The 21,994-nt window shown below is 47.5% G+C and carries 7 protein-coding genes; all 7 read right to left on the bottom strand.

From position 1 onward, the window contains the following. Positions 1-10: 10 nt before the first annotated feature. Positions 11-3,607: an SDR family NAD(P)-dependent oxidoreductase gene (locus tag KP22_RS21320; protein WP_052012544.1), complete on the bottom strand. Its 3,597-nt coding sequence runs from the start codon at positions 3,605-3,607 to the stop codon at positions 11-13. A gap of 42 nt (positions 3,608-3,649) precedes the next feature. After that, positions 3,650-5,014 (bottom strand): MATE family efflux transporter, encoded by a 1,365-nt coding sequence (locus tag KP22_RS15715; protein WP_039307133.1) that lies wholly within the window; start codon positions 5,012-5,014, stop codon positions 3,650-3,652. Positions 5,015-5,025: 11 nt separating this feature from the next. Next, positions 5,026-5,775, bottom strand: coding sequence for a thioesterase II family protein (locus KP22_RS15710; RefSeq protein ID WP_039307131.1), 750 nt, complete (start codon positions 5,773-5,775; stop codon positions 5,026-5,028). Beyond that, a complete protein-coding gene (locus KP22_RS15705) occupies positions 5,775-9,437 on the bottom strand; it encodes an AMP-binding protein (protein WP_039307129.1) in 3,663 nt (1,220 codons plus the stop codon). The genes KP22_RS15710 and KP22_RS15705 overlap by 1 nt, the downstream gene beginning before the upstream one ends. A 162-nt stretch (positions 9,438-9,599) precedes the next feature. Further along, positions 9,600-10,397, bottom strand: a complete 798-nt coding sequence (locus tag KP22_RS15700) for a thioesterase II family protein (protein ID WP_081926257.1) — start codon at positions 10,395-10,397, stop codon at positions 9,600-9,602. A gap of 5 nt (positions 10,398-10,402) precedes the next feature. Beyond that, positions 10,403-11,320: a chlorinating enzyme gene (locus tag KP22_RS15695; protein WP_039307126.1), complete on the bottom strand. Its 918-nt coding sequence runs from the start codon at positions 11,318-11,320 to the stop codon at positions 10,403-10,405. Positions 11,321-11,380: 60 nt separating this feature from the next. Next, entirely contained in the window at positions 11,381-21,976 is a 10,596-nt protein-coding gene (locus KP22_RS15690) for a non-ribosomal peptide synthetase/type I polyketide synthase (RefSeq protein WP_167333805.1), read from the bottom strand. Positions 21,977-21,994 lie beyond the last annotated feature (18 nt).

Raw genomic sequence — 21,994 nt, 5'->3', positions numbered from 1 at the left:
ATAATCATGTTCAGCTTAATAACTGACATATCTCGGCAACCAGCCTCTTACGCTCGCGGTCCGCTTCATCAGAAAACGACTGCTGCTGAAGACTGTTGTCTGGCTTTTTTTGTGCTGGCACCGCTTTATGATGTAAATAGTCAATCAAAGAGGATACCGTAGGGTAGCTGTATAATTCGCCAATCGTCAGTGCTACGCCAGCTTCAGTAGCGATGCGTCTCCTCAGGTGCGTCATCGCCAGCGAGTCTAGCCCCAAAGCAGAAAAAGTCATCTCAGTGAAATCCACCTGATCGTGCCCAACTCCAGCCATCTCACATATAATCTCCTTTATCATACTGTTCACCCCAGGCTGACCCAATTTACCATCAGTGTCGCACGTAATATCCGTCTTATCCGTACGGAAAGGATCAAATATCCAGCGTCCCAGCTCAGTACATGTCATTTTACCCTGTATGAATTCGCTGTCATTTGCTGGCAAGCGCGCAGCTATATATACCGATGCACTGTCGGAAAGAATACTCTCCAGCGCATATATCCCCTCAGCAGCAGAAATAGCTTCAATCCGGCTGGCATTATCGTTGACACCACGATGACTGCTGTTGTGTGCCATCCCTTCCCCCGCCCAGGGCCCCCATTGAATACTTCTCACATTTAGCCCTTTTAGCTGCATCGCCCTTGCCCAGGCATCAAGATAAGCGTTCGCTGCAGCATAAGAATATTGTGCGGGTGAACCAAGTGCGGTACTAAGCGATGAGTAAAGAACGATTGACTGCGGCTTTAATTCCTCAAGCACGTCCTCTAAACGGTCACAAGTATCCAGTTTAGGTGCTAGTACCTTTGCAATAGTTTCTGCAGTTAAGCTGGCCACTGGCGCATCACTGAGCACGCCTGCAAGATGATAGAGAACTTTTATCTTTAATTTGTGTCCCACCACCTGACTGACAAGTTCCCGCCAGGTCGGTGCCTGACCAGCATCACCCTCTATCCAGTAAAGATGAATACCCTGCCGAGCCAGCGAATCAATTTCGTCACGCACAGGTTTTTCGGGCGACCGACGGGCAATGATAAACAAGTGCTTTATGCCAAGACTGAGATAATAAGCCTGCAACTGCCGGCCCAACGCGCCGTTTCCGCCCACCAGCACCACCGCATCATTTTCTGCCAGCATGTTCTGAGGGCGGATGCCTCTTTGCACCAGCGGGGAAAGTGCTGTATACCAGAGTTGATCGCCGCGTTGTACCAGCTCCATCCCCTTGTTATCGACTGACAGGAGATAAGATACGGCGTGCTGAAGCTGAAGCTCGGTGGTGTCGATTGATATATCCAGCCAGTGTAGCTGAATGTTAAGCAGTTCATGCGACGCTGCTTTTAAGGCAGCCCAGATCATAGCGCTAACGCTCGCTGTCGCAGCCGCAGGCTCGCCTTCAAGCCATGCTGACTGGTGCGAGAGAAAAACTAACTTAAGCGGACGCTCCAGAGCTTCATCGAGTTGATGAAGGAAACGCCCTAGGGAGGTCAGATGGTCGACAATATGATTACGATCCACTCCGTCGTCCTGCAGTAGTAAGTAGTCGCGCGTTTGTCCATAAGCGGTGCGCTGCACTATATCATCCGACCGCTCTGCTAGACATCCCAGAGACAGCGTATTCTCAATGGAGATTGATAAGCTGTGAGTTTCATTTTGTGGCCTGTAGCTGTCCAGACGCTGCCAATGATACTGATAAACTGGCAGCATAGACTTTTCCTGTTGGGCAACATCAACCCAGCAACGTACGCGATCAAACCGATATCCAGGCAGAGAAATACGCCGGGCCTGAACCTGTGAAAAGAGGTCATAGGGATCAATCTCTCCAGCGATTAGCGCATGAGCAAGCTTTTCTTCCTGTCCGGCTTTTCTGACCCTTCCTTTTATATCAAGGAGAGACGAGGCGTGCTTTTTAATAATCACTCGTCGTTTTTTCTCGCCGCTAAACACATGTTCTACATCCGAATTTGTAAGACGAGCAATCATCTCGTCTCTGGAAGCACCAAAGACAACACACCGGTGGTCATGAAAAGCGCGTGTTCTAGCCTGGCTGGCACAGATATCTTCCAGCATATACTCACTACTTTGCAAATAATCTGCCAGTGCCTGCATATTGGCGTTAAGCGCAGTCTTCGATTTGCCGCTGATACACAACACGGCATGTCTGCCATCTTCCTCGGCGTAAGCTGCATGTTGCGGCACAGGATCAGCGCTATAGCCTGACAGTATAATGTGCCCATTCGTGCCGCCCGCGCCTAAAGCGCAGATCAGAGCATGTCTGTTTTCAATCGCTTCAGTCCAGGGAGTGGCAACGCTGTTCACCGTAAACAGGCTATTGTCAGCAGACGCCAGAGCGGGATTAAGAGCGTTAAAATTAGCAGTACCTGGCTTTATACCGTAATGAACCGCGCATACCGCTTTGATAAACGCAGCAATGCCTGCTGCTGTATCCAGATGACCGATATTTGATTTAACAGAGCCTATCACTACTTTCTGTTCGTTGCGCGAACCTAGTTCACTGAAGGCTTGAGCTAGCGCCCCCATCTCAACCGGATCGCCAAGTAACGTTCCCGTACCATGTGCTTCAATAAGACCGATATGGTTAATATTGATACCAGCACACTGGACAACGGTGTGGAGGTTACGCTTTTGCCCGTCAACGCCGGGTGCGGTATAGCTTACTTTCTGCGCTCCGTCATTATTAATAGCACTGCCTTTGATAACGGCATAAATGCGATCGCCATCACGCTGCGCATGCGCCAGCTTCTTTAGAACAACGACTCCCGTGCCATTACCGCCGATAATGCCGTTTGCCTGAGCATCGAAGGGACGGCAAACGCCATCAGCAGAAAAAATACTACCTTCGCTGTAAGAATAGCCTGCAATATGTGGTGCATGGATGGCACTCGCCCCTACCAGAGCGGCATCACATTCGCCATTTAGTAAACTCAGAATAGCCTGATGAATAACTACCAGTGAAGAGGAGCAGGCGGTATTGATTGCATAAGCCGGACCGGTAAGATTAAGCTTATAACTTAGCTGAGTAGGTAAGTATTCCCGCTCCGTTAAGATCTTTGCCTGAACGGGATTAAGATTGGCCATGATTTTTTTGTCAGGTTCAACATTGACCCGAAAATAGTTATTCATATTTTTGCCTGAATACAGGCTCATACCACTCGTGGTAAATACGCCAATATGATTTTCACGACCATGAGCTAAACCCGCGTCTTCGAGAGCCAGCCAAGCCACTTCAAAGAAGTGGCGAAACTGTGGGTCCAGTATTTCAGCGTCACGCTGGTTAAATCCAAAAAATGCCGGATCAAAATACTCCACATCATTAATTTGAGCCGTTACGCCAATATAGTCACCTGCCGCCAGCTCTTCTTCTTTGACCCCCGCACGACGCAATGCTGATGAAGAATAGCGGCGCGCACTGCACTTACCTTCAAGTATATTATGCCAGTACTGCTCAATATTACTGGCATCCGGGAAACGAGCAGCCATCCCGATAACAGCAATGTCTGTTGGCTTATAATGAATATCGCTCATTTTATCTTCCATAATCAATACATCTGTAAGCATCTCGCCGTTTTTTTCCCGGCGTTCTGCTCTGGTAAAGAAAAATCAGGATTGCTGCGGCACTACGTTTTCTGTACTGGCCTCGTAATTAGTCACCCAATAACGTCTATACCAGCGCCATACACTGGCTGCTAAACGTAATAATTCGTCGGCGGCTACACCAGTCATTAATCCGTAGATGCCCCAGTTGCAGTAAAAGGCCAGGTAATACCCCAGAGCAATACAAAATATCCAGTGTGAAATCAGGCTTATAACAACAGGCATACGAATATCTCCGGAACCTCGCAGCGTCGGGAAGAGAACAAAATTACCGGCTTTAAATGTTTCAATAACAAGCATAAACATCAGGAACTTTTGCGTCAGAGCAATCAATGCCTGATCCTGGGTAAATACAGAAAGAATAGAGTCAGCAAAAAAATTGATGAAAATCCCGGCAACAAAAACAGCTGGCAAAAATTTACAAAGACTACGAGTCATTCTGTTATCGGCCTTGCAATACTGTTTTTCACCTTGAAAATGAGAGACTACAATTTGTGTCCCGATGCCCACAGCCAGCGCCGCGGCCCAGGAGAACAGCAAAAATATGTTCTTGCCATAGGAATATGCGGCAACGGAAGTTACGCTGATACCAGCAAGCATCGAATAAACAACCAGTTGGCTGATATTATATGAAATGGGTTCAATGGTAGCAGGAATACTGATACTTAAAATACGTTTACGCGCCCAGCCAAAATCTGCAGGATGTATACACGAAAATTTAAAACGAAAGCCAATCACATAAAAAATAGCATAACCCATTATCAGAATAGGTGGAATTTGCGCGAACAAAGTGGCCATAGCGACTTCTTTAACACCAAGCTGCCAACCCGGAAACACATTGAGATAAAGGATAATATTTAGAGCCAGATTAGTGACCGCAGATGAAATTGCCGCGTACATTGCCCAGCGAGTTTGACCGTGAGCAAAAATCATGGAGTTAAAATTGATAAAAAGAATATCAAGAATAAATATTGGTGAAATATATATCAGATAGTCTCGGCTGGCGACTGAGGCATCCTTATCCAGCCCAATCCACTCACCAAAAGGATAAGCAATCAATAACGTGGTTGCAGTCAGAATAATTGCAAGTAAAGAACAAACCACCAGCATGACAAAGAATGTTGACGAGAGCCTGGAACGATTGCCCTGCCCCAGTTGTTGTCCAAGAATACTGATACCCGGATCGGAAAAAGCGTGCATCAGCGCAATGGCTGTTAATAATACAGGAATAGCACTCCCCACACCTGCAACGGCCATATCCGATACTGAACTCAGAAAAAAAGTATCCGTAAGAAATATAGCAAGTAATAACGCCATCTGAAAAAAGATAGGCAATATAAGACGACTGAAACTCACAGAAGTCACTGACATAAATTCAATCCTTAAATAAAATCTTGCACTAGTTTTCGCGCAATCAACGATTTATTCTGCGCATCAAACAGAAAAAAGTGGTCGCCGGGAAACAGTACGCAATCAAAAGCACCACGGCTATATCCTGACCATTGACATAAATGAAGCAACGAAACGCCGGGATCGTTATTCCCCCCCCAGACTGACAACGCGACCTCTCTCAGCAACAGTTCTGGCCGTGTGCAATGCAGGCTTCTGGCTACACCATAATCATTTCTCACTTTATCAATCAGTGACTGCCGCATTTCCAAATCCGAGAGAATCATTTCGGGTACCGCGCCGTACTGCATCACCGCCTCCAAAACCTGTTGATCGGTCGCCAGAAGCAAATCCTGCTCAAATGCCGTCAAATGAGGCGGTCGTCGGGAAGACAAACAGACCCGGGTGATATTCAGCGTATGCTGAGCCAGTGCCGCAGTTTGCATTGCCAGCGCTGCCCCCATGCTGTGTCCATAAAATACGAGTGGCAATCTCGCATCAGCCTCATGTTCAATAGCCACCAGAATCTGTCGGGCGGCTTCGTTGCCATCACAGCATAAGTTTCCCTGCCGATGAGACTCTCTGCCGGGTAACTGAACCAGCCACAAACGAATGTCTGGCGGCAGAAGGTGACGGAATCCTGCATAGGCGGAAGCCGCGCCTCCGGCGTGATGAAACAGAATGACCGCCGCTTTGCAGCGGTCTACCTGTTTATCTGGCGAGATTAACCAGCGGTTGCCCATCAGCTCTGTTGCCCGTTAAGAAAGTCAGCCAGAGTGGCCACAGTGGGGTACTGGAAAAGGTGAACCAGCGATACTTTCTGCTGCAAATGAGTTTCGATAAAGCGCTGTAACTGAGGTAAAAGCAGAGAATTAGCACCTAGATCGAAGACATTTTCATCCGGAGATAAATCATCAATATCGAGAGTTTCCTTCCAGAAAGTCATAAGCTGAGCTTCCGCCACGGCAGCCAGCCTCTCCATAGGGAGCTGCAGCAGGTTATCACTGACAAACTCCGCCAGAGATGCAACGTCGGGGTACTGGAACAGATCGACCAGTGCTGGCCTGAAGCCCAATTCACGCTCGATACGCAGTATCACTTGTGGCAGCAAAAGAGAGTTAGCGCCAAGGTCGAACAGATTTTCGTCCCAGCCCAGTTCATCCAGATCCAGTAACTCCTGCCATATCGTTGCGATTTTTTCCGCAACCGCATCTGCGGAATTATCACCAGCGGTTTCTTCAGCCTGATTAGCACATGATTCTGCACTATCTGCAGCAACATCTGCCATCGGTTTAAACCAGAATTCCCCCGCCATTGCTGGTGCATCTGGGTTGAGGCCAACCACGCAAGCATGCTCTCCAGAAGCGATGACAGGATCCAACAATGCGATGGCCTGATGCGGATCTGCCACAATATAACCTTTTGCTTCCGTTAACGCTTTGTGTACATAACCCTGGCTCAGTCCCGTGTCTTCAAGCATCGACCATCCTGCGCTGGTAACGTGCAGTTGCGCTTCCTGTTGAGCCAATTCTGCAAGCGCTTCCTGATAACGGTTGGCAACCGCATAGAGCGCCACGCCAGCACCGGAAAGATAACCATTCGCTGAGGAACAGAACACCAGCGATGGCACAGAAAACTCTTTTGCAATGGTGTAAAGGTTACTGCTGCCCTGAACTTTACTGTCCAGCAGTGCAAAATCTTCAGCAGGATTGATTTCCTTTATCTGCCACTGCCTGAAACTCCCCGCTAGCTGATAGATGCGCCCGATATTTCCCCCTTCTGCTGCCTGAATTTGCGCAATTATTTCCGCGATGTTGGGATAATCGGCAACATCGGCTACCCGATAGTGAACATGGGTCGACACTTTTTTCAAGCGCGCTAAGCGCATCAAGCTTTCAGCGTTCATATTCTCTACAGGAGTTCTGCCAATCAGCCAGATATGTGCGTCGGCATTCTGCGCCAGCCGTTCGGCAAGAATACTACCCGCTCCGCCCAATCCGCCAATAAGGACATATTTCGGGTTAATGCTGCTGTCCGCACCGTTACCGCTTATCTTCAGCCTCGCCAGCCGGCTCACATAACGTAAACCATCACGCCATGCAATTTCGCTGTCCTGCGCGGAAGAGCGTATTTCTGTCAGCAAGTCTTCGACTGTCATCTGGCTGATATCTGTCATGTCAACAACCCGGCAACTGAGGCGAGGGATCTCTTCACGAGCTGAACGTACAAGACTAGTCACCAGGCTATTTACTGGGTTAACTGGCTGGTCCGTATGAGTGACATATTGACCGTGAAGGGTGACGACAGTGAGCGGCAATGACCAGCGTGCTTTTTCCCACGTCTGTAATAGTGCAAGCAAAGGGGCCAGCAGAGAAGTGGCCTGTTCCGCGATAGTTAATTCTCTGTCACTGTCTGCAATATAAATAATGTGGCTGACGGGCTGCTGACTGTTTAGCTGAGCCTGTATCGCTTCCGTCCATTCAAACTGGCTGCTGCTATCCTGAATCCGTAACTGTTGCACTGCAACATCTGTACCTGCGAAGGCCTTTTCCACGTCTGCCAGGTTACATGTCTCAGCACAAAACATCAGAATGCGCTGTACAGGCAAGCTGGTCTCGCTGATTGCCAGAGGCTGCCATAGACGCCGGAAGATTTGGTTAACTAAGCGGTTCTCTGCCAACGGGGTACTCTCCCATAACGGCTTGATGCTTGCGTCAGCGATCGTCTGCTGCACCTTTTTACGCTGAATTTTACCGATGGATGTCTTGCTAATCTGCTCAGGCGTGAGCCGCCATATACGGTCCACGGAAACAGAAAACTTCTCGCGTACGCTGGCACGAACCAGCTTCAGAAGCGTGTTGAGGCTGTCCTCTTCCTGAGAAGTTGTGAGAGCAATACACAGCAACTCTTGTTCGCCACGCTGGGTAAAAACGCAACTGTTCGTCGGATCGACGCCAGGAAGTGAGTTAATGCAGGCTTCAATTTCATGAAATGCGATATTTCCTCCGTTTACGATGATCATATCTTTATCCCTTCCCACAATACTGACGCCCTGTTCTGTGATTTGTGCCAGATCACCGGTGTTAAACCAGCCATCTGAACTGAAAGGCGAAGTCTTGCTTGCCGCACCGAGATAACCCGTGAAAACCGAGCAACCTGAGATTTGCAGATGCCCTTCCTGACCATATTTTTTTACCGCTCCCAGTTCATCAACAATGCGCAGAGAGATGCCAGGTACCGGTTCGCCTACCGGAACAAATGGCGAATCAGTAGGGCATGTAAGAAAGCTGAATGAAAAAGTTACACCTGAGCAGGTTTCTGACATTCCCCATGAGGGGGTCATTGCGTTTGCGGGCAAACCAAACGCTGAAAGGTTACGAATAAATTGATGACCCTGGCGAGCCACAATGGATTCGCCACCATTAAGGATGAAACGAAGTTTACTCAGATTCCAGCCACGATTAACCATATACTTCGCTTTGCTGTTAATCAGCTCGAAAGCGAAATTAGGTGCCCAGGTTAAGGTAACATCATGCTCTGAACAGAGATCAAGCCAGCGCAGAGGATCCTGCAGGACGTAATCCGTCGATGCCTGAATTTGCTCACAACCCGTGACCACATCCTGGAGATGAAACATCACTATCCCCCCCACATGATCCAGAGGCAACCAGTTGAGGGAGACATCCTCTGTGGTGAAGGTATTAACTATCTGGCTGGCGCGAGAACGGTTCAGAATGTTACCGTGGCTCTGCACCACCAGCTTAGGTGCAGATGTGCTGCCGGAGGTCAGAAGATAAAGCGCAGGCTGCTCAGGATCTACCTCAGGCAAAACCTTCTCACTGGCGGTTTCCCGCAGTGTTGCAAGTGATTTCACGACGACCTGCGCTGTTCCTGCATGTTGAGCGAACTGCTGTACCCCCTGCTGTTCGTTATCATCACAAATAATGGCCACATCGCTCAGCGTGTTCAGTACTGCCGCCAGTTTATGGCTCTTCACATCATCCGAATGAGTAAGTGAGACTGCCGCCAGCGGCACAACAGGTATACCGGCCAGCCAACCGGCCCATGCAGCCACCACCGTATCCCGTAAATTCCGGGTCTGGAGTACCACCGCCTGTGGCGCCTTTTCCTGCCCGGCCAGGAGCGCAAGTGCGGCCTGTTCGGCCTGTTGCTCCAGTTGTCGATAAGAAAGCGTCAGGTTTTCTCCCGCATCGCCGATAAAACGAATGCCGTTCCCCTGCTTTGCGGCATAACGCAAAGCATCAGATAAATTTCGACGTCCCGCACTGTCAGCAGTCAGTGTTTTACCTGTAAGTAATGCGGCGCGTGTCTCCTTCAGGTTTACCGAAAGCAGCGAGACTGACTGGCTCTCAATAATGTCTAGAACGCTTAATTTATTATTCATTCCATCTCCATTTACACACATTGACTTTTTAACTGGCACAGCCAGATATATTTCAGTCATACAGAGACAAAGCAGCTATAAATAATTTTATAGTCACTTTAATTCCATGAGATTTCATTCAATGCTCAGGAAACAAATAAAGCTTGTCTTGCAACCTGACGACTAGTTTTTTTTGAATACTCGCTCCGAAAATCGTTCCAGCTCAGCCATTACACTTTTTAACTGCGCCAGCAAGTAAAAATGATGTCCCGGAAAACTAATAAACTGACGATGATCGCTGGTCATACTTTCCCAGCCGCGCATAAATTCCAGGGGAGCGACATGATCATCCCGACCTGCGACGATCAATATTGGCTGGTCAATTTTATTGTTCGTTCTGAGCGGTGAAGCATAATCCAACTGCAGATCGCCACGAATGACAGGCAGACACATAGCCAGAAACTCCTTATTGTCCCTCAGTTCCTGCGGCACTCCGTCGAAACGCTGCAAAACTGATACCAGGGAGTCATCGTCAAGACGATGCAACGCGCCGACTGGAGTTCGGAACATCGGTGCGCAATGCGCCGAAACGCAGAACGCAACAGGATGTCTGACGCCTCGCTCAGAGAAAAGACGCAGTACCTCATAGGCGAGCAATCCCCCGAAACTGTGCCCAAACATCAAGACTGGCCGTGGATCAGGTTCCAGAGACTCAACGATCCTGGCAAACACCTCTTCTACCAGAGCGCCCATCGTTTGTGGCATTGGCTCCGTCATCCTCATTTCACGACCCGGCAAATTAATCGCTTCCAGTTGGAAACGTTCAGATAACACATCGCGCCACGACTGAAAGAACATCGGGCCTGCTCCAGCAGGTGGAAACCCTAAACAACGCCAGTCTGCCTCCGGCGCGCGCCGCAGAACCCGTAGCGAGTAGCAAACTTCAGTGTTCTGTTTTGACTTTTCTGCCGTATTGTTCATGGTGCTTATTCTACAAATGGGAACGGTTCGTTGTGACTGTTCGCCGCGCGGATATTGTTATGTCCCCATGGATCATTACCACTTACAAGTACAGGCCCATAATTTGAAGCCCGGAGATCAAATTTTCCACCATGTGCCATAAACACATCGCTATGCGGGTACACCTTCACATGGGCTGGGGTATAACGTGCAGTAATGGCGAAACGAGTGTTACGTTTAGTGGTGTTAGGGAAAGAGGCATGCACACATTTCGCAGAGAAAATTACGCATTCACCCGGTTTCATCTCCATATCCAGCACTTTTTCAGCTTCAGGATCCCAGGCTGGATCGACTTTAAATTCCTGGAAATCATAGCCATAGAACTGTGTTTTTGAATTGACAGATGCAAACTCTTCCTGACGTCCTACCTGAACGCTTTTAGCTTCATCGTAATACATTTTTTTATGGCTTCCCGGAATGAAACGCATACAACCATTTTCTTTTGTAGCATCAGTGAAAGCGGTCCACACCGTAATATCCAGCGGCATATCCAGTTCAGGCAGCGCTGACTCCAGTAATGGTTCGCCAGTCGCATATTGATAGTTTGCTACCTGATGCCACTCTGTCGCAGCGCTACCCGGGAATTTTGGGAAGAACTCACTTCGCCAGCAAAGCAGGTTTTGCCCCATCAGAGCTCGTACACGCTTAACAATACCCGGATGACCGATATGTTTAGATAATTCCGCAATATCAAAATGACGATCATAATTTACTTCATTCTGATGAATAGAAAGTGAAGTATCGATATTTTTAGTACGAATACGGTGCAGAATATCTTTCGCTTCTTCCGGTTCATACAATTTAAACGGCCCTATCACGCCATCGCGGTTAAATTGTTCAATTTGCTCTGCAGTAAATAAAGTATCTTCGCTTTTAACAAACATAGTGATTCCTTCCCGTTTTCGGTTTATTTATAGTAGACCGTCATGATTAACTTCATACTGTTAGCAGAAATACGAAATTATTTCTTTAAAGCGCTTTGCTAATAAGACCACTTCACTGTAAGAGAAACGATGGGCTTCATAATTCAGTGCGAACTCCAGACTGTCGGCAGATTCGTCAACATAGAGCTGAAGCCAGATGCTTCGTTCGACCTGAATATCGTTACCGATATTTCTTCCTGCCTGAAAATTAGCGGGACTCAGAATTCCGGCCGTGTCAGCATCCCCTTTCGACCACAGAGACAAGTAATTGAACCCTACCTGAGGTAACGGTAATGCCTCGATCTGGCCGCGTACAGAAGCATCAGAGTTAAGAAAACGCAAAGCAGGCAGTCCAAGCCCGCCGTGGGGTAATCCAGTACGACACTGGCTGATTTGCTGCGCATGGCTAAAAATGTCCCCCTCTTTCAGGTCCAGTGGCAGAATGATATTTTCCGCAGCCCGCATAACGGTTTCAGTGATATTGATGTTTTTGAAGATCGGCTTACGGTTAGAGAACATAAAGTCGATGGGTAAAAAACTACCTGTTAACAGTGGCGTCAATAACTGGTAATAAGTTGCCAGCAGCGCATCAACCAGCTCAATCTCTTTCTCCAGCAGTGATGCTTTAAGCACTGAGGTGGTTGCGGCATCAAGCGAGAAAAAATGAATTGTTTGTGAATCTTCCAGCTCTGCGAGTTGCTCAGCAGAGACCTGATGCTGGCCTGAAAGTGCTCTCATCAACGCCAGATAATCATCCCGATGATAGAAACGCGCTCTGCTGCAGGCTGGGGTTCTGCGCTCACACTGGAGTTTCGCTGTGCGATACCATGGCAGGCCATGCCAGAAAGATAAATCCGCGAGGGCTTGCTCATGACTGAATTGTTGATAAGCAGCAAACCAGTTGCGATAGCGGCTTCTTTCATCTGGCACATTGTGTATTACTACATCCGGCGCCCTCAGCAACATGGTTAATTGATCGACTAACAATTCCATGCCATAAGCATCTGCCAGGGCAAAATGCACGCTGAGCATCAGTTTATCCGCTATACCATGCGGTGCTTTAATCCAAATGAAGCGCGCCAGGGAAGATCCCCGTTTGAGTTCAAACTGTTCCTGCATCAGTGACAACGAGTTTTCCAGCGTTGACTGGAAAGAAACTGCCAGACACTCCGCCAGATCAAGGATTTCAAGCGTGGGCCGGCTGGCACCGACTTCCTGTACCCATTCATCACTGACATTCTGGTACAAGGAAATCGTGAGAGCTTCATGCCTCTGCACCAGTTGTGTAATAGCTTGCTCCATCAATGCCGGTGTCAGCGCGGAGTGATGCAGGTCGAACTGCTTAATCAGGTTAAGATGATTTCGATATCCCAGATGCTGCAAATGGTAAGCCACAGTAGGCGTTACAGGTAACACTATAGGGTTAACACCTTCTTCGTGAGATATTCGCACTTTAGCGGCACAGGAAGAAGTACTCCCTGCGTCTGGTTCATCAATCAGAACCGCAATCTCTCTCGCTGTGGTACAGGTGAATAATTTAGTAACCTGAATTGCAACCTCGAACTGATTCTGAATCGCTTGCTGAACCCGAACTAAATCGAGGGAAGAACCGCCCATCTCAAAAAAATCGGCTTCTGCACTGATGCTTTCAACACCCAGAACATCCTGCAATATGCTGCAAAGCGTGCTCTCAGTTTCGGTGGCAGGCGCAACATAAGCCATCTGTTCTGCAGAGATGTCTAAAGCAGGAAGCTGATGACGGTCAATCTTATCGTTTCCCGACCTGGGCAGAGAGTCCATCACTTTGATAACCCTAGGCACCATATAATCAGGCAAAACCGCTTTTAACTGCGATCGCAGTTCAGTGCCACTCACCGAAACAGAATCTGTTAGTTCGACAAAGGCTGTTAACACCGAGTCACTATCATGCTGTTCAACACGTGCTACTGCGGTGGAAACGCCTTCCAATTCCGTTAAAGCGGCTTCGATCTCACCAATTTCGATGCGGAAACCGCGAATTTTAACCTGGGTGTCAGCACGGCCTAACACAGAGATGGACCCGTTCTGTGAGAAACGACCTAAATCACCAGTGCGATACAGGTTTCCTTCTGCCCAGGGATTTTGCAGGAAGACTTTGCTGGTGATATCCAACTGATTGAAATACCCCCGGCTAACCCCATAGCCGCCAATGTAAATTTCGCCGATATGCCCCTCTGGCACAGGTTGCAAAAACTTATCCAGCACATATACAGCAGCGTTCGACAGCGGAGTGCCTACTGGGATCATTGCTGAACGCAGATCACTGTCTTTTACTTTTAACAAATTAGACCAGACTGTGGTTTCAGTGGGGCCATATCCATTCCATACGGATGCTGCTCGCTGCTTCAAAGCCTTAGCGAGTGAACGACTTAATATTTCGCCACCAACACAGGCTCTGAGATTCCCTTTACCCTGCCATCCACTGTCAACCACCGCCTGCCATGTGGTCGGCGTAGCCTGCATAAAATTGACATCATACTGTTCCAGAAGCGTGACAAGATTAGCAGGTAAAAGCCTGTCATCTTCTGATGCCAGAATTACTTTTCCACCATTGAGTAGCGGCAGGAAAAAGTCAGGCACTGACATATCAAACGAAGCCGGAGAGACATTCAGAAAACTCTCTTCACCGGTCATCTTAAGGCGCCCAAGCGCGGCATAACAAAATGAGACCAGATTACCCTGCGTTGTTTGCACCGCTTTTGGCAAACCGGTGCTGCCTGAGGTATGGATCAGATAGACGATGTCATCAGCATCCATAGGCACTGCGCAAACCTTTTTGGGTGCCTTATTTAGCGCCTCTAAAGCTTCATCAAGGATAAAGACAGATTTTGTAGTCTGCGGGAAGATCTCTTCATATTTTTCCTGCGCACGGATAACTAATTTGGCTCCAGCCTTATCCGCCATCGCCTGCAGCTTCTCTACCGGATAGCGTGTATTTAGCGGTACATAAGCCGCTCCCGCCTTAATCACGCCATGAATGGCAACCAGCAAAGCCACTGACGGTGGCAGGCAAAGAGCCACGAAATCACCCTTAGCAATATTGCGTTGCAAAAGCCTGTTGGCCATTTTATTGGCATAGTGTTCAAGCTGCTGATAGCTCAGTTGGCGTTTACCATCGACGACCGCCAGATTATCGGGAAATTTTTCAGCACAGCGGCTAAGCCATTGGCTGACTGCAACAAATTCTGCCTGATGTGATGCAGAGGGGATCTGCGACAACTGTACAGCATGCTTTTCCAGCGCCATCTGACTGTAAGGCTGACCGGGATTTGAAATAAACTGCATCAGCAGATACTCAAACTGCCGGGATAAATGACAAATGGTAGTTTTGTCGAAGAGATCAGTATTGAAATCCCACGACAATTCCGCCTCCTCATTGACCTCCAGCAAATTGATCATCAGATCATATTCAACAAAACTCGGTGTAAAACGGAAATTAGTGACTTCCAGCCCATGCATTGGCGGAATATCAACACGATCCCAATTAAAAGCGACATTGAATAACGGTGAACTACTGGCGTCCCTACGGAAATTTCCTTTTTCTATCAGAGAACTAAAGGGATAGTTCTGATGTTCATAAGCGTCCAGAAGGATGATACGCAGACGTTGCAGATACTGCGTCACTGTTTCATCATCGTGCATTTCCAGCGCGATAGGATAAACATTGGATAAATACCCCACCATCGTTTCACTGTTATGCAGAGTACGGCCAGAGAATGGCACACCAACAGTAACCTGTTTCTGTCGTGCCAGACGATACAAAAGGCAATAGAAGGCGCCCAAGACCACCATAAAAGAGGTCATCTGGTTATTGCGGGCGAAGGATTTCAGCTGTTGCAGGCTATCTCTGTCAAGCGTCATGATATAACGATCGCCCTGATAGGTTTTCACTACAGGCCGGGCGTAATCCAGAGGCAGGCTGAGAGTTTCAAGATTTTGTTCAGCCAGTTGATTTAGCCAGAACGATTCTTCACGCTGATAGTCTTTTTCAAGATATTGATTATGACGCCAGCGTACATATTCAGAAAATTGCAATACTGGCGCAAGCTGAGGCGCGGGTTGATTCTGGCAAAAAGCATCATAACAGGCCGCAAGTTCCGTCAGGATCACACCGACCGATACGCCATCGCAAATCAGGTGATGGGCGGTAAATATCAGAACATGATGCTGGCTACCCAGTGACACCAGCGTTAGGCGATATAGCAGATCGTCAAAATGGAACGTTTTCTGGCTTTCTGCAGTCAGGAATTCCTGCAACTGGGCATCATGCTGCGCTGAATCAAGCAGACTCAGATCGATATGCTGAATAGTGGCCCGGACCTGAGACGCAATCCACTGCTGTTGACCATGCGCATCAATTCGGGTTCTTAGCGCATCGTGACGCATCACGACCTGTTGCCAGGCTTTCTGAAAGGCATCCTTCTGAATTGTTCCACGCAGTGTTAACGCAGAAGTCTGTGCAAAGGCCATCATGCCATCCTGGCTTCGCTGACCAATAAACCATAGCATCCGCTGGTCATCCGTCAGAGTCAGCAGAATATCTTGCTGACCATTCTCCTTCTCAGTCTCTTCACAGACCGCTTGCGGCTGTATCAGCCCGGACTCACCAGTCACGATAGGAGCAAGTGAGGTGTAATGTAGGTTTTTTGCATTTCCATTGCGAAAGCGATTTTTGAGTCTGGTGATATTGTCAAATGAGGCACGCATGAGATCTGGATCAATGCCAAAATCAACAAAGCAGGCAATTTCCGTCACCCCAATTTCATACAGTGATCTGACAACGGCTTCGCAGTTATCGACATCACCTATCAATGCATTGCCTTTCAGGTAACGCCCATAAGCGGCATTGAGCAGGAAAGCCCTGTCTTCCTCTGACAGACTGTCAAAATCTGCTTCCAGCCCCTCCTGAGCCACCATTTTCTGGAACAATGCAACTGATGAGTTAAGGTAGTTACAGAATGGTTCACGCGCAGTTTCAATGGCTCGTGCGGCATCGTCCATGATCAGGGTGTGAAGCAACACGGTGATGTGTCCTTCCTGAGGATCAAATCCAGCTTCTTCTCGCGCTTTCCGATACAGACCAATATTTTCTTCGAGATCGCTAAGTTTCTGACCGATCATATTGGTCAGGATCCCTACCCCCTTATGACCGGCGTCAATATAGTTCTGCCGATTACCAAGTGTGGTCAGCCACATTGGTACGCCCGACTGCACCGGACGGGGATGAAGTGTGACTTCAGCAACTCGGCCATCTGGACCCGCGACAGCCAAAGCATGACCTTTCCATAAATGCTGAATGGCATTCATGTGATCTAGCATTACCTCGCGTTGCTGGCCCCAGGCTGGAGGATTGAGTACGAAGTCATTAACAAACCAGCCAGAAGCCAGCGCTATGCCAGCACGCCCATGACTGAGATTGTCTACTACTGACCACTCCTCTGCTAAACCGACTGGATGATGCAGTGGTGCCAGAACGCTGGCACGAATATGGATATTTTCTGTGGCATTTGCCAGTGCAGCGCTAATCACCGCGGGTTTCGGCGCAAACCCGCCAAAAGGATTGAAATGACGCTCAGGCAACCAAAAAGAATGAAAGTCCGCATCATCAGCATATCGCGCAGCATCAAGGATCTGAGCAAATTTATCTGCCACATCATCGCCAAAGAAATAGAGACCAAAGTCGATGATGTTCTGGGTTGACGTTTTAGCCAGAAACGAACCATCTGCAATAGAACTAGGGTATTTGCTTAAGTATTTCTCTCCAGCTTTATGTTCCGTCTTCTGGTTTGACGACATTGCCCGGCTCAGAATAGAAGCCGGCTCAGACTTTTTTTCTGGCGAGTCGTACTTCGCAAATCCCGCTGGTTGCCTGTGAAACGTCCTGTTATCGCTAGGAGGTGGGGCTTCACACCAGAACCCCGCAGCTTTCATTTCCGCTACGCTGTCATTGACAGCATGAATAATTTTCTGAATATGCGCATTAGTATGGGCAGTGGAGAGGAAACAGGTTTTACCTTCCCAGACGTAGATATTCTTTTCTACCAAGTGGAAGAAAAAGAGATCCAGTTCAAGCGGTTGATAGACAAAACTTAGATTGCCATTTTGTGCAAAGCGGAAAAACGAACCAAAGTTGTATACTTGAAGCGGTACCTTATGAGCAGCAAAGACTTCATTCAATATTCTGACCAGCTCATCAACTTTTTTGTTAAGTTGTTCCTGCAGGCGTGGCCCTTCTTCAATCATTTTGCTCAATACTGCGTGACAGGCAGCGATGGCTAAAGGATGCTTGCAGAATGTTCCAGCAGTATAAGTCGTTTGCGGATCGGGGGCTGACTCATCGTTGTATTGCCACTGCCCACCGTCCACACGATCCATAATCCAGCTTTTTCCTGCAACAACCCCCAGCGGTAAGCCTCCGCCAATAACTTTGCCATATGTCGCCATATCAGCTTCGATACCGAACCACTGCTGAGCTCCACCCAGTGCGATACGGTACCCCACCAGAACTTCATCGAAGATCAGAATAATGCCGTTATCACGTGTCACCTGACGGATGTTCTGCAAAAATTCAGCAGGATGGAGGCTAGGATCGCGATTCTGTACAGGTTCGGTAACGACTGCAGCAATCTCATGACCATGCGTTTTCAGGTAGTTAATAGACTGCGGCGAGTTATAGGGCAATACGATCACATCACTGATCATTGACGCTGGCGTGCCTGCAGTCATAGGGAGGCTGGCGCCTAGCCCGGCTTCGTGATCAGGAACGGTCATTGTGCCGTCGAAATGGCCATGATAGGCATTCTGGAACATCACCACCTTAGAGCGGCCAGCCGCAGCACGTGCAATACGTATAGCAGTCATCACTGACTCTGTGCCACTATTGGTAAAAAGTACCCGCTCCATTCCACTAGTCTGACAAATCATTTTCGCACATTCGCCAGCCAGATGACTTTCTGGCCCGATTTGGTACCCCTGATTTATCTGCTGCTGCAAACGATCTGTAATAAACTGCGGACGATGACCAAAAAAGGTGGATCCAAATCCCATTGCGAGATCGACATATTCATTGCCATCAATATCTCTAATCGTACAACCGGATGATGCATGACACTGAATCGAGTAGGTCAATTCTTTGGTCTCAGGACGAAAACCAGAAGATGACTTTCGGTTATTACATAAATGTGGGCGATTCAGAGCAGCTTGCTGTTTAGAACGCGCCGTTTTCGCGTTGTAGCGTTCAATAAATGTAGCCAGATAATGGCGCTGGGTTAGCGTAAGTGCATCATTATTGCTGTTCGGCAGCACAGTGACATTGTCCGAATACACTTCATCTTCAGCAAAAGAAAACTGAGGCGGAACATAAGTTTCACTCACATTGACAGGATGTTCGCTCCCTGACTGTCCGTACACATTCTGAAGCGGGCTGGGGGCGGCACTATAATGGTATGACGATGGCTGTGGTTTAGTTTGTATAGCGATAGCATCCGGCATTGACCTTACGGAAGTAGTCTGTGTGTTCAGAGAATCTGATGATGTCGCCGGGTTATTATTTAATGATGCACTAATGAGAGAACTTTTATTATGCGAAACCGCGCCCTGGGCAACCAGATGTTCAGCTAGCTTTGTAATTGAAATATAGCGTTCAAAGATTTCTTTGACCGTTACTTTAATATTAAATTTTTCTTTAATCCTTTTTACCGCCATTACGATAATAAAGGAATCAACACCAGACTCAAGTAAGGAACGACAGGTATCCATCTCAGAACAGGGAACATGCAACAACTCAGAAAAAATATCTGAAAGGTCTGACAAGATAGCCGAAAAATTATTATTTTCTTGCTCATTAATTCCTTTCATAGCTCCAGTATCTCTCCCTTCCAAGGATATGTCGGCACTCTCCAGCCAACAACGGGTTAATTTAAATGGATAATTAGGTAAACGAATTTTTTTAATATCAAGGCCAGAGAAAATCATCTGCCAGTGAATATCCTCACCCAAAGTAAAGAGCTGACATAACACATCACATAAACTTTTTCGCTCTTGACCGGGAACTGCGCAGTGAAGCGTATAAGCCTCTGTATCTATTGACTTAATAATCTGACTTAAAACTGGTCGTGGCCCAATTTCAATATAATGGGAATATCCCTCAGCTCTGAAACTTTCGACACAGGGATAAAAAAGCACTGTATTTCGCATATGCTTTGCCCAGTAATCACGCATCTGCCACGCTGTATCGAACCATTCCCCCGTTAGATTAGCTGCCATAGGTATTACTGGAGGTTTTACGTCCAGAGCGCTAACCAGTTCAGTCAGTTCTGACATTGCAGGTTCCATCGCCACTGTATGAAACGCATTTGAAACCGTCAGAGGAAATGCAGATATATTCTTTTCTTTTAAAAGAGCTTTTAAATTTTCGAGTTCGTGATGTGGCCCGCCCACCACAATTAATTCCTGCGCGTTGACCACGCAAACTTCCAAACGCTCATAATCAACGATAAGCGTTGTGATAAGTTCCAACGAAGCACGCACAGACAACATTCCACCTTCTGACGGTAATGCAGCCATTAATTTTGCACGCAACAACACAAGCCCAAAAGCCTGTTCTGGTGTAAACACACCAGCAATGCATGCAGCAACATACTCACCGAGACTGTGGCCTATAACAGCTGATGGTTTAATACCTAAGGATTCAAGTAACCTGAAGGTCGCATACTCATAAGCGAATAAAGCAGGTTGCGCTACGCCAGTATCATTTAGTTTATCTTCATCCGGAGTGTTCCAGAGAATATCTTTAAGATATTCTCCGCGTTGGACAAAATATAACTTATCGAGCTCGTCGAAAACCACACGAAATACGGAAAAATTTTTATACCATTCATGACCCATTTCAGGATATTGCGATCCTTGTCCTGTACAGGCAAAAACCCAACCTTTGGCGGGCGGGGCTAATTTAGGCCTGGTAGCATGTTCCTTGCTCAGCTTTTCATTTACCTCTGACCAATTACCGACACTGAAAGCGAAACGCTGATCAAAATGCTGCCTTCCTAGCGCCAGAGTGCGGCATACGTCTGATACATTATGCTTTTGCTGTACAGCAAGAGACTTAAATTGTTGAATCTTTGCAGCAAGGCTTTCCGGATGTTTCGCTGACAGCAGGAAAGGGTAATATTCAGTTCCGCCGGGCTCTGAATATTTTTCGCTCATAATATTTTTGCTCACAATTAAATGTGCATTCGTACCCGTAATTCCAAATGAGCTAATACCTGCTATACGCTTACCCTGTTTATTGACAGGCCAGTCACAGACTTCAGTCGTCACTCGTGCTCTGCCTTGCTCCCAGTCGATCAATGAATTCAGTTGCTGAATATTAACTTGTGGCGGCAGCTTTCCTCTCTCCATCGCCATTGCTGTTTTAATAAGTGAAAGCAGTCCCGCGCCAGCTTCGAGGTGGCCGAAATTGGCTTTTGAAGAGCCAATATATAGAGGGGAATGTTGCGCTTCGCCTGTGCCATAGACATTATTAATGGACTGAACTTCAATAGGATCGCCAAGACGGGTTCCTGTACCATGCGTTTCGATATAAAAAACATCTTCAGGCGCAATATTAGCGCGCCTGAGCACCTGCCGAAGCAAAGCTTCCTGCGCTTTACTATTGGGTGCAGTTAAACCATTGCCACCGCCATTGTGATTACATGCTGATGCCAGAATATCTAAATAAACAGGAATGTTATCTTCAATCGCTTTGCTGCCAGGCTTTAGCACTATAGCGGCTACTCCTTCTCCCTGCACAAAACCATCTGCTGATTCGTCAAAAGGCCGACAAATGCCCTGTACAGAAACGGCATTAAGCTGATGGCGTAGCTGAATATTTTTCTCAGAAAGTATGAGATTAGCACCCGCTACAATAGCTATTTCACATTCCTGCGCTGCCAAGCTCTGGCAAGCTAGGTGGACTGCTACTAAAGAGGATGAACAAGAAGTGTCAAGTTGGAGCGATGGTCCAGTAAATCCCATCAGATATGAAATACGCCCAGCACCAGAACTGCGGCTTGTCCCAAGACTGGTATAAACATTGACAAGGTCCATGCGTTCTTCACTAAGGGCAAGATGCTGGTAATCGTCAGATGAGGAGGCAATAAAGACGCCGACCGATTTTCCCCTCAGACTGTTAGCAGGGATACCCGCATCTTCCAGTGCTTCCTGAATCACCAACATCATCAAACGATGCTGCGGATCAATTTCTCCAGCCTCCTTCGGGGATATGCCGAAAAAGAGCGGATCGAATTTTTCAATCTCATCAAGGAAAGCGCCAACAGCTGGTTCATGCCTGATTGCAGTTATCTCAGTAGAAAATCTTTCCGTCAGTGAGAGTCTCTTAACGGCAGTTCGTCCTTTTTCCATAAAAGAAATTAATTCAATTGGACTCTTCACTCCCTCCGGGTAACGGCATCCAATACCCACCAATGATGAATAATTCTGATTTTTTTCTGATGATGAATAACGAAGATGGTTTAATAACTTCCTGAGCTCATCGTTTGACAACTCACATTTTAATAAACTTTCCGCAATATCACGCAAAATGATCACCACATCCAA

It is taken from the genome of Pectobacterium betavasculorum, assembly GCF_000749845.1.
In the GTDB taxonomy this organism is placed as follows: domain Bacteria; phylum Pseudomonadota; class Gammaproteobacteria; order Enterobacterales; family Enterobacteriaceae; genus Pectobacterium; species Pectobacterium betavasculorum.
This window is presented reverse-complemented; position numbering and strand designations above follow the sequence as displayed.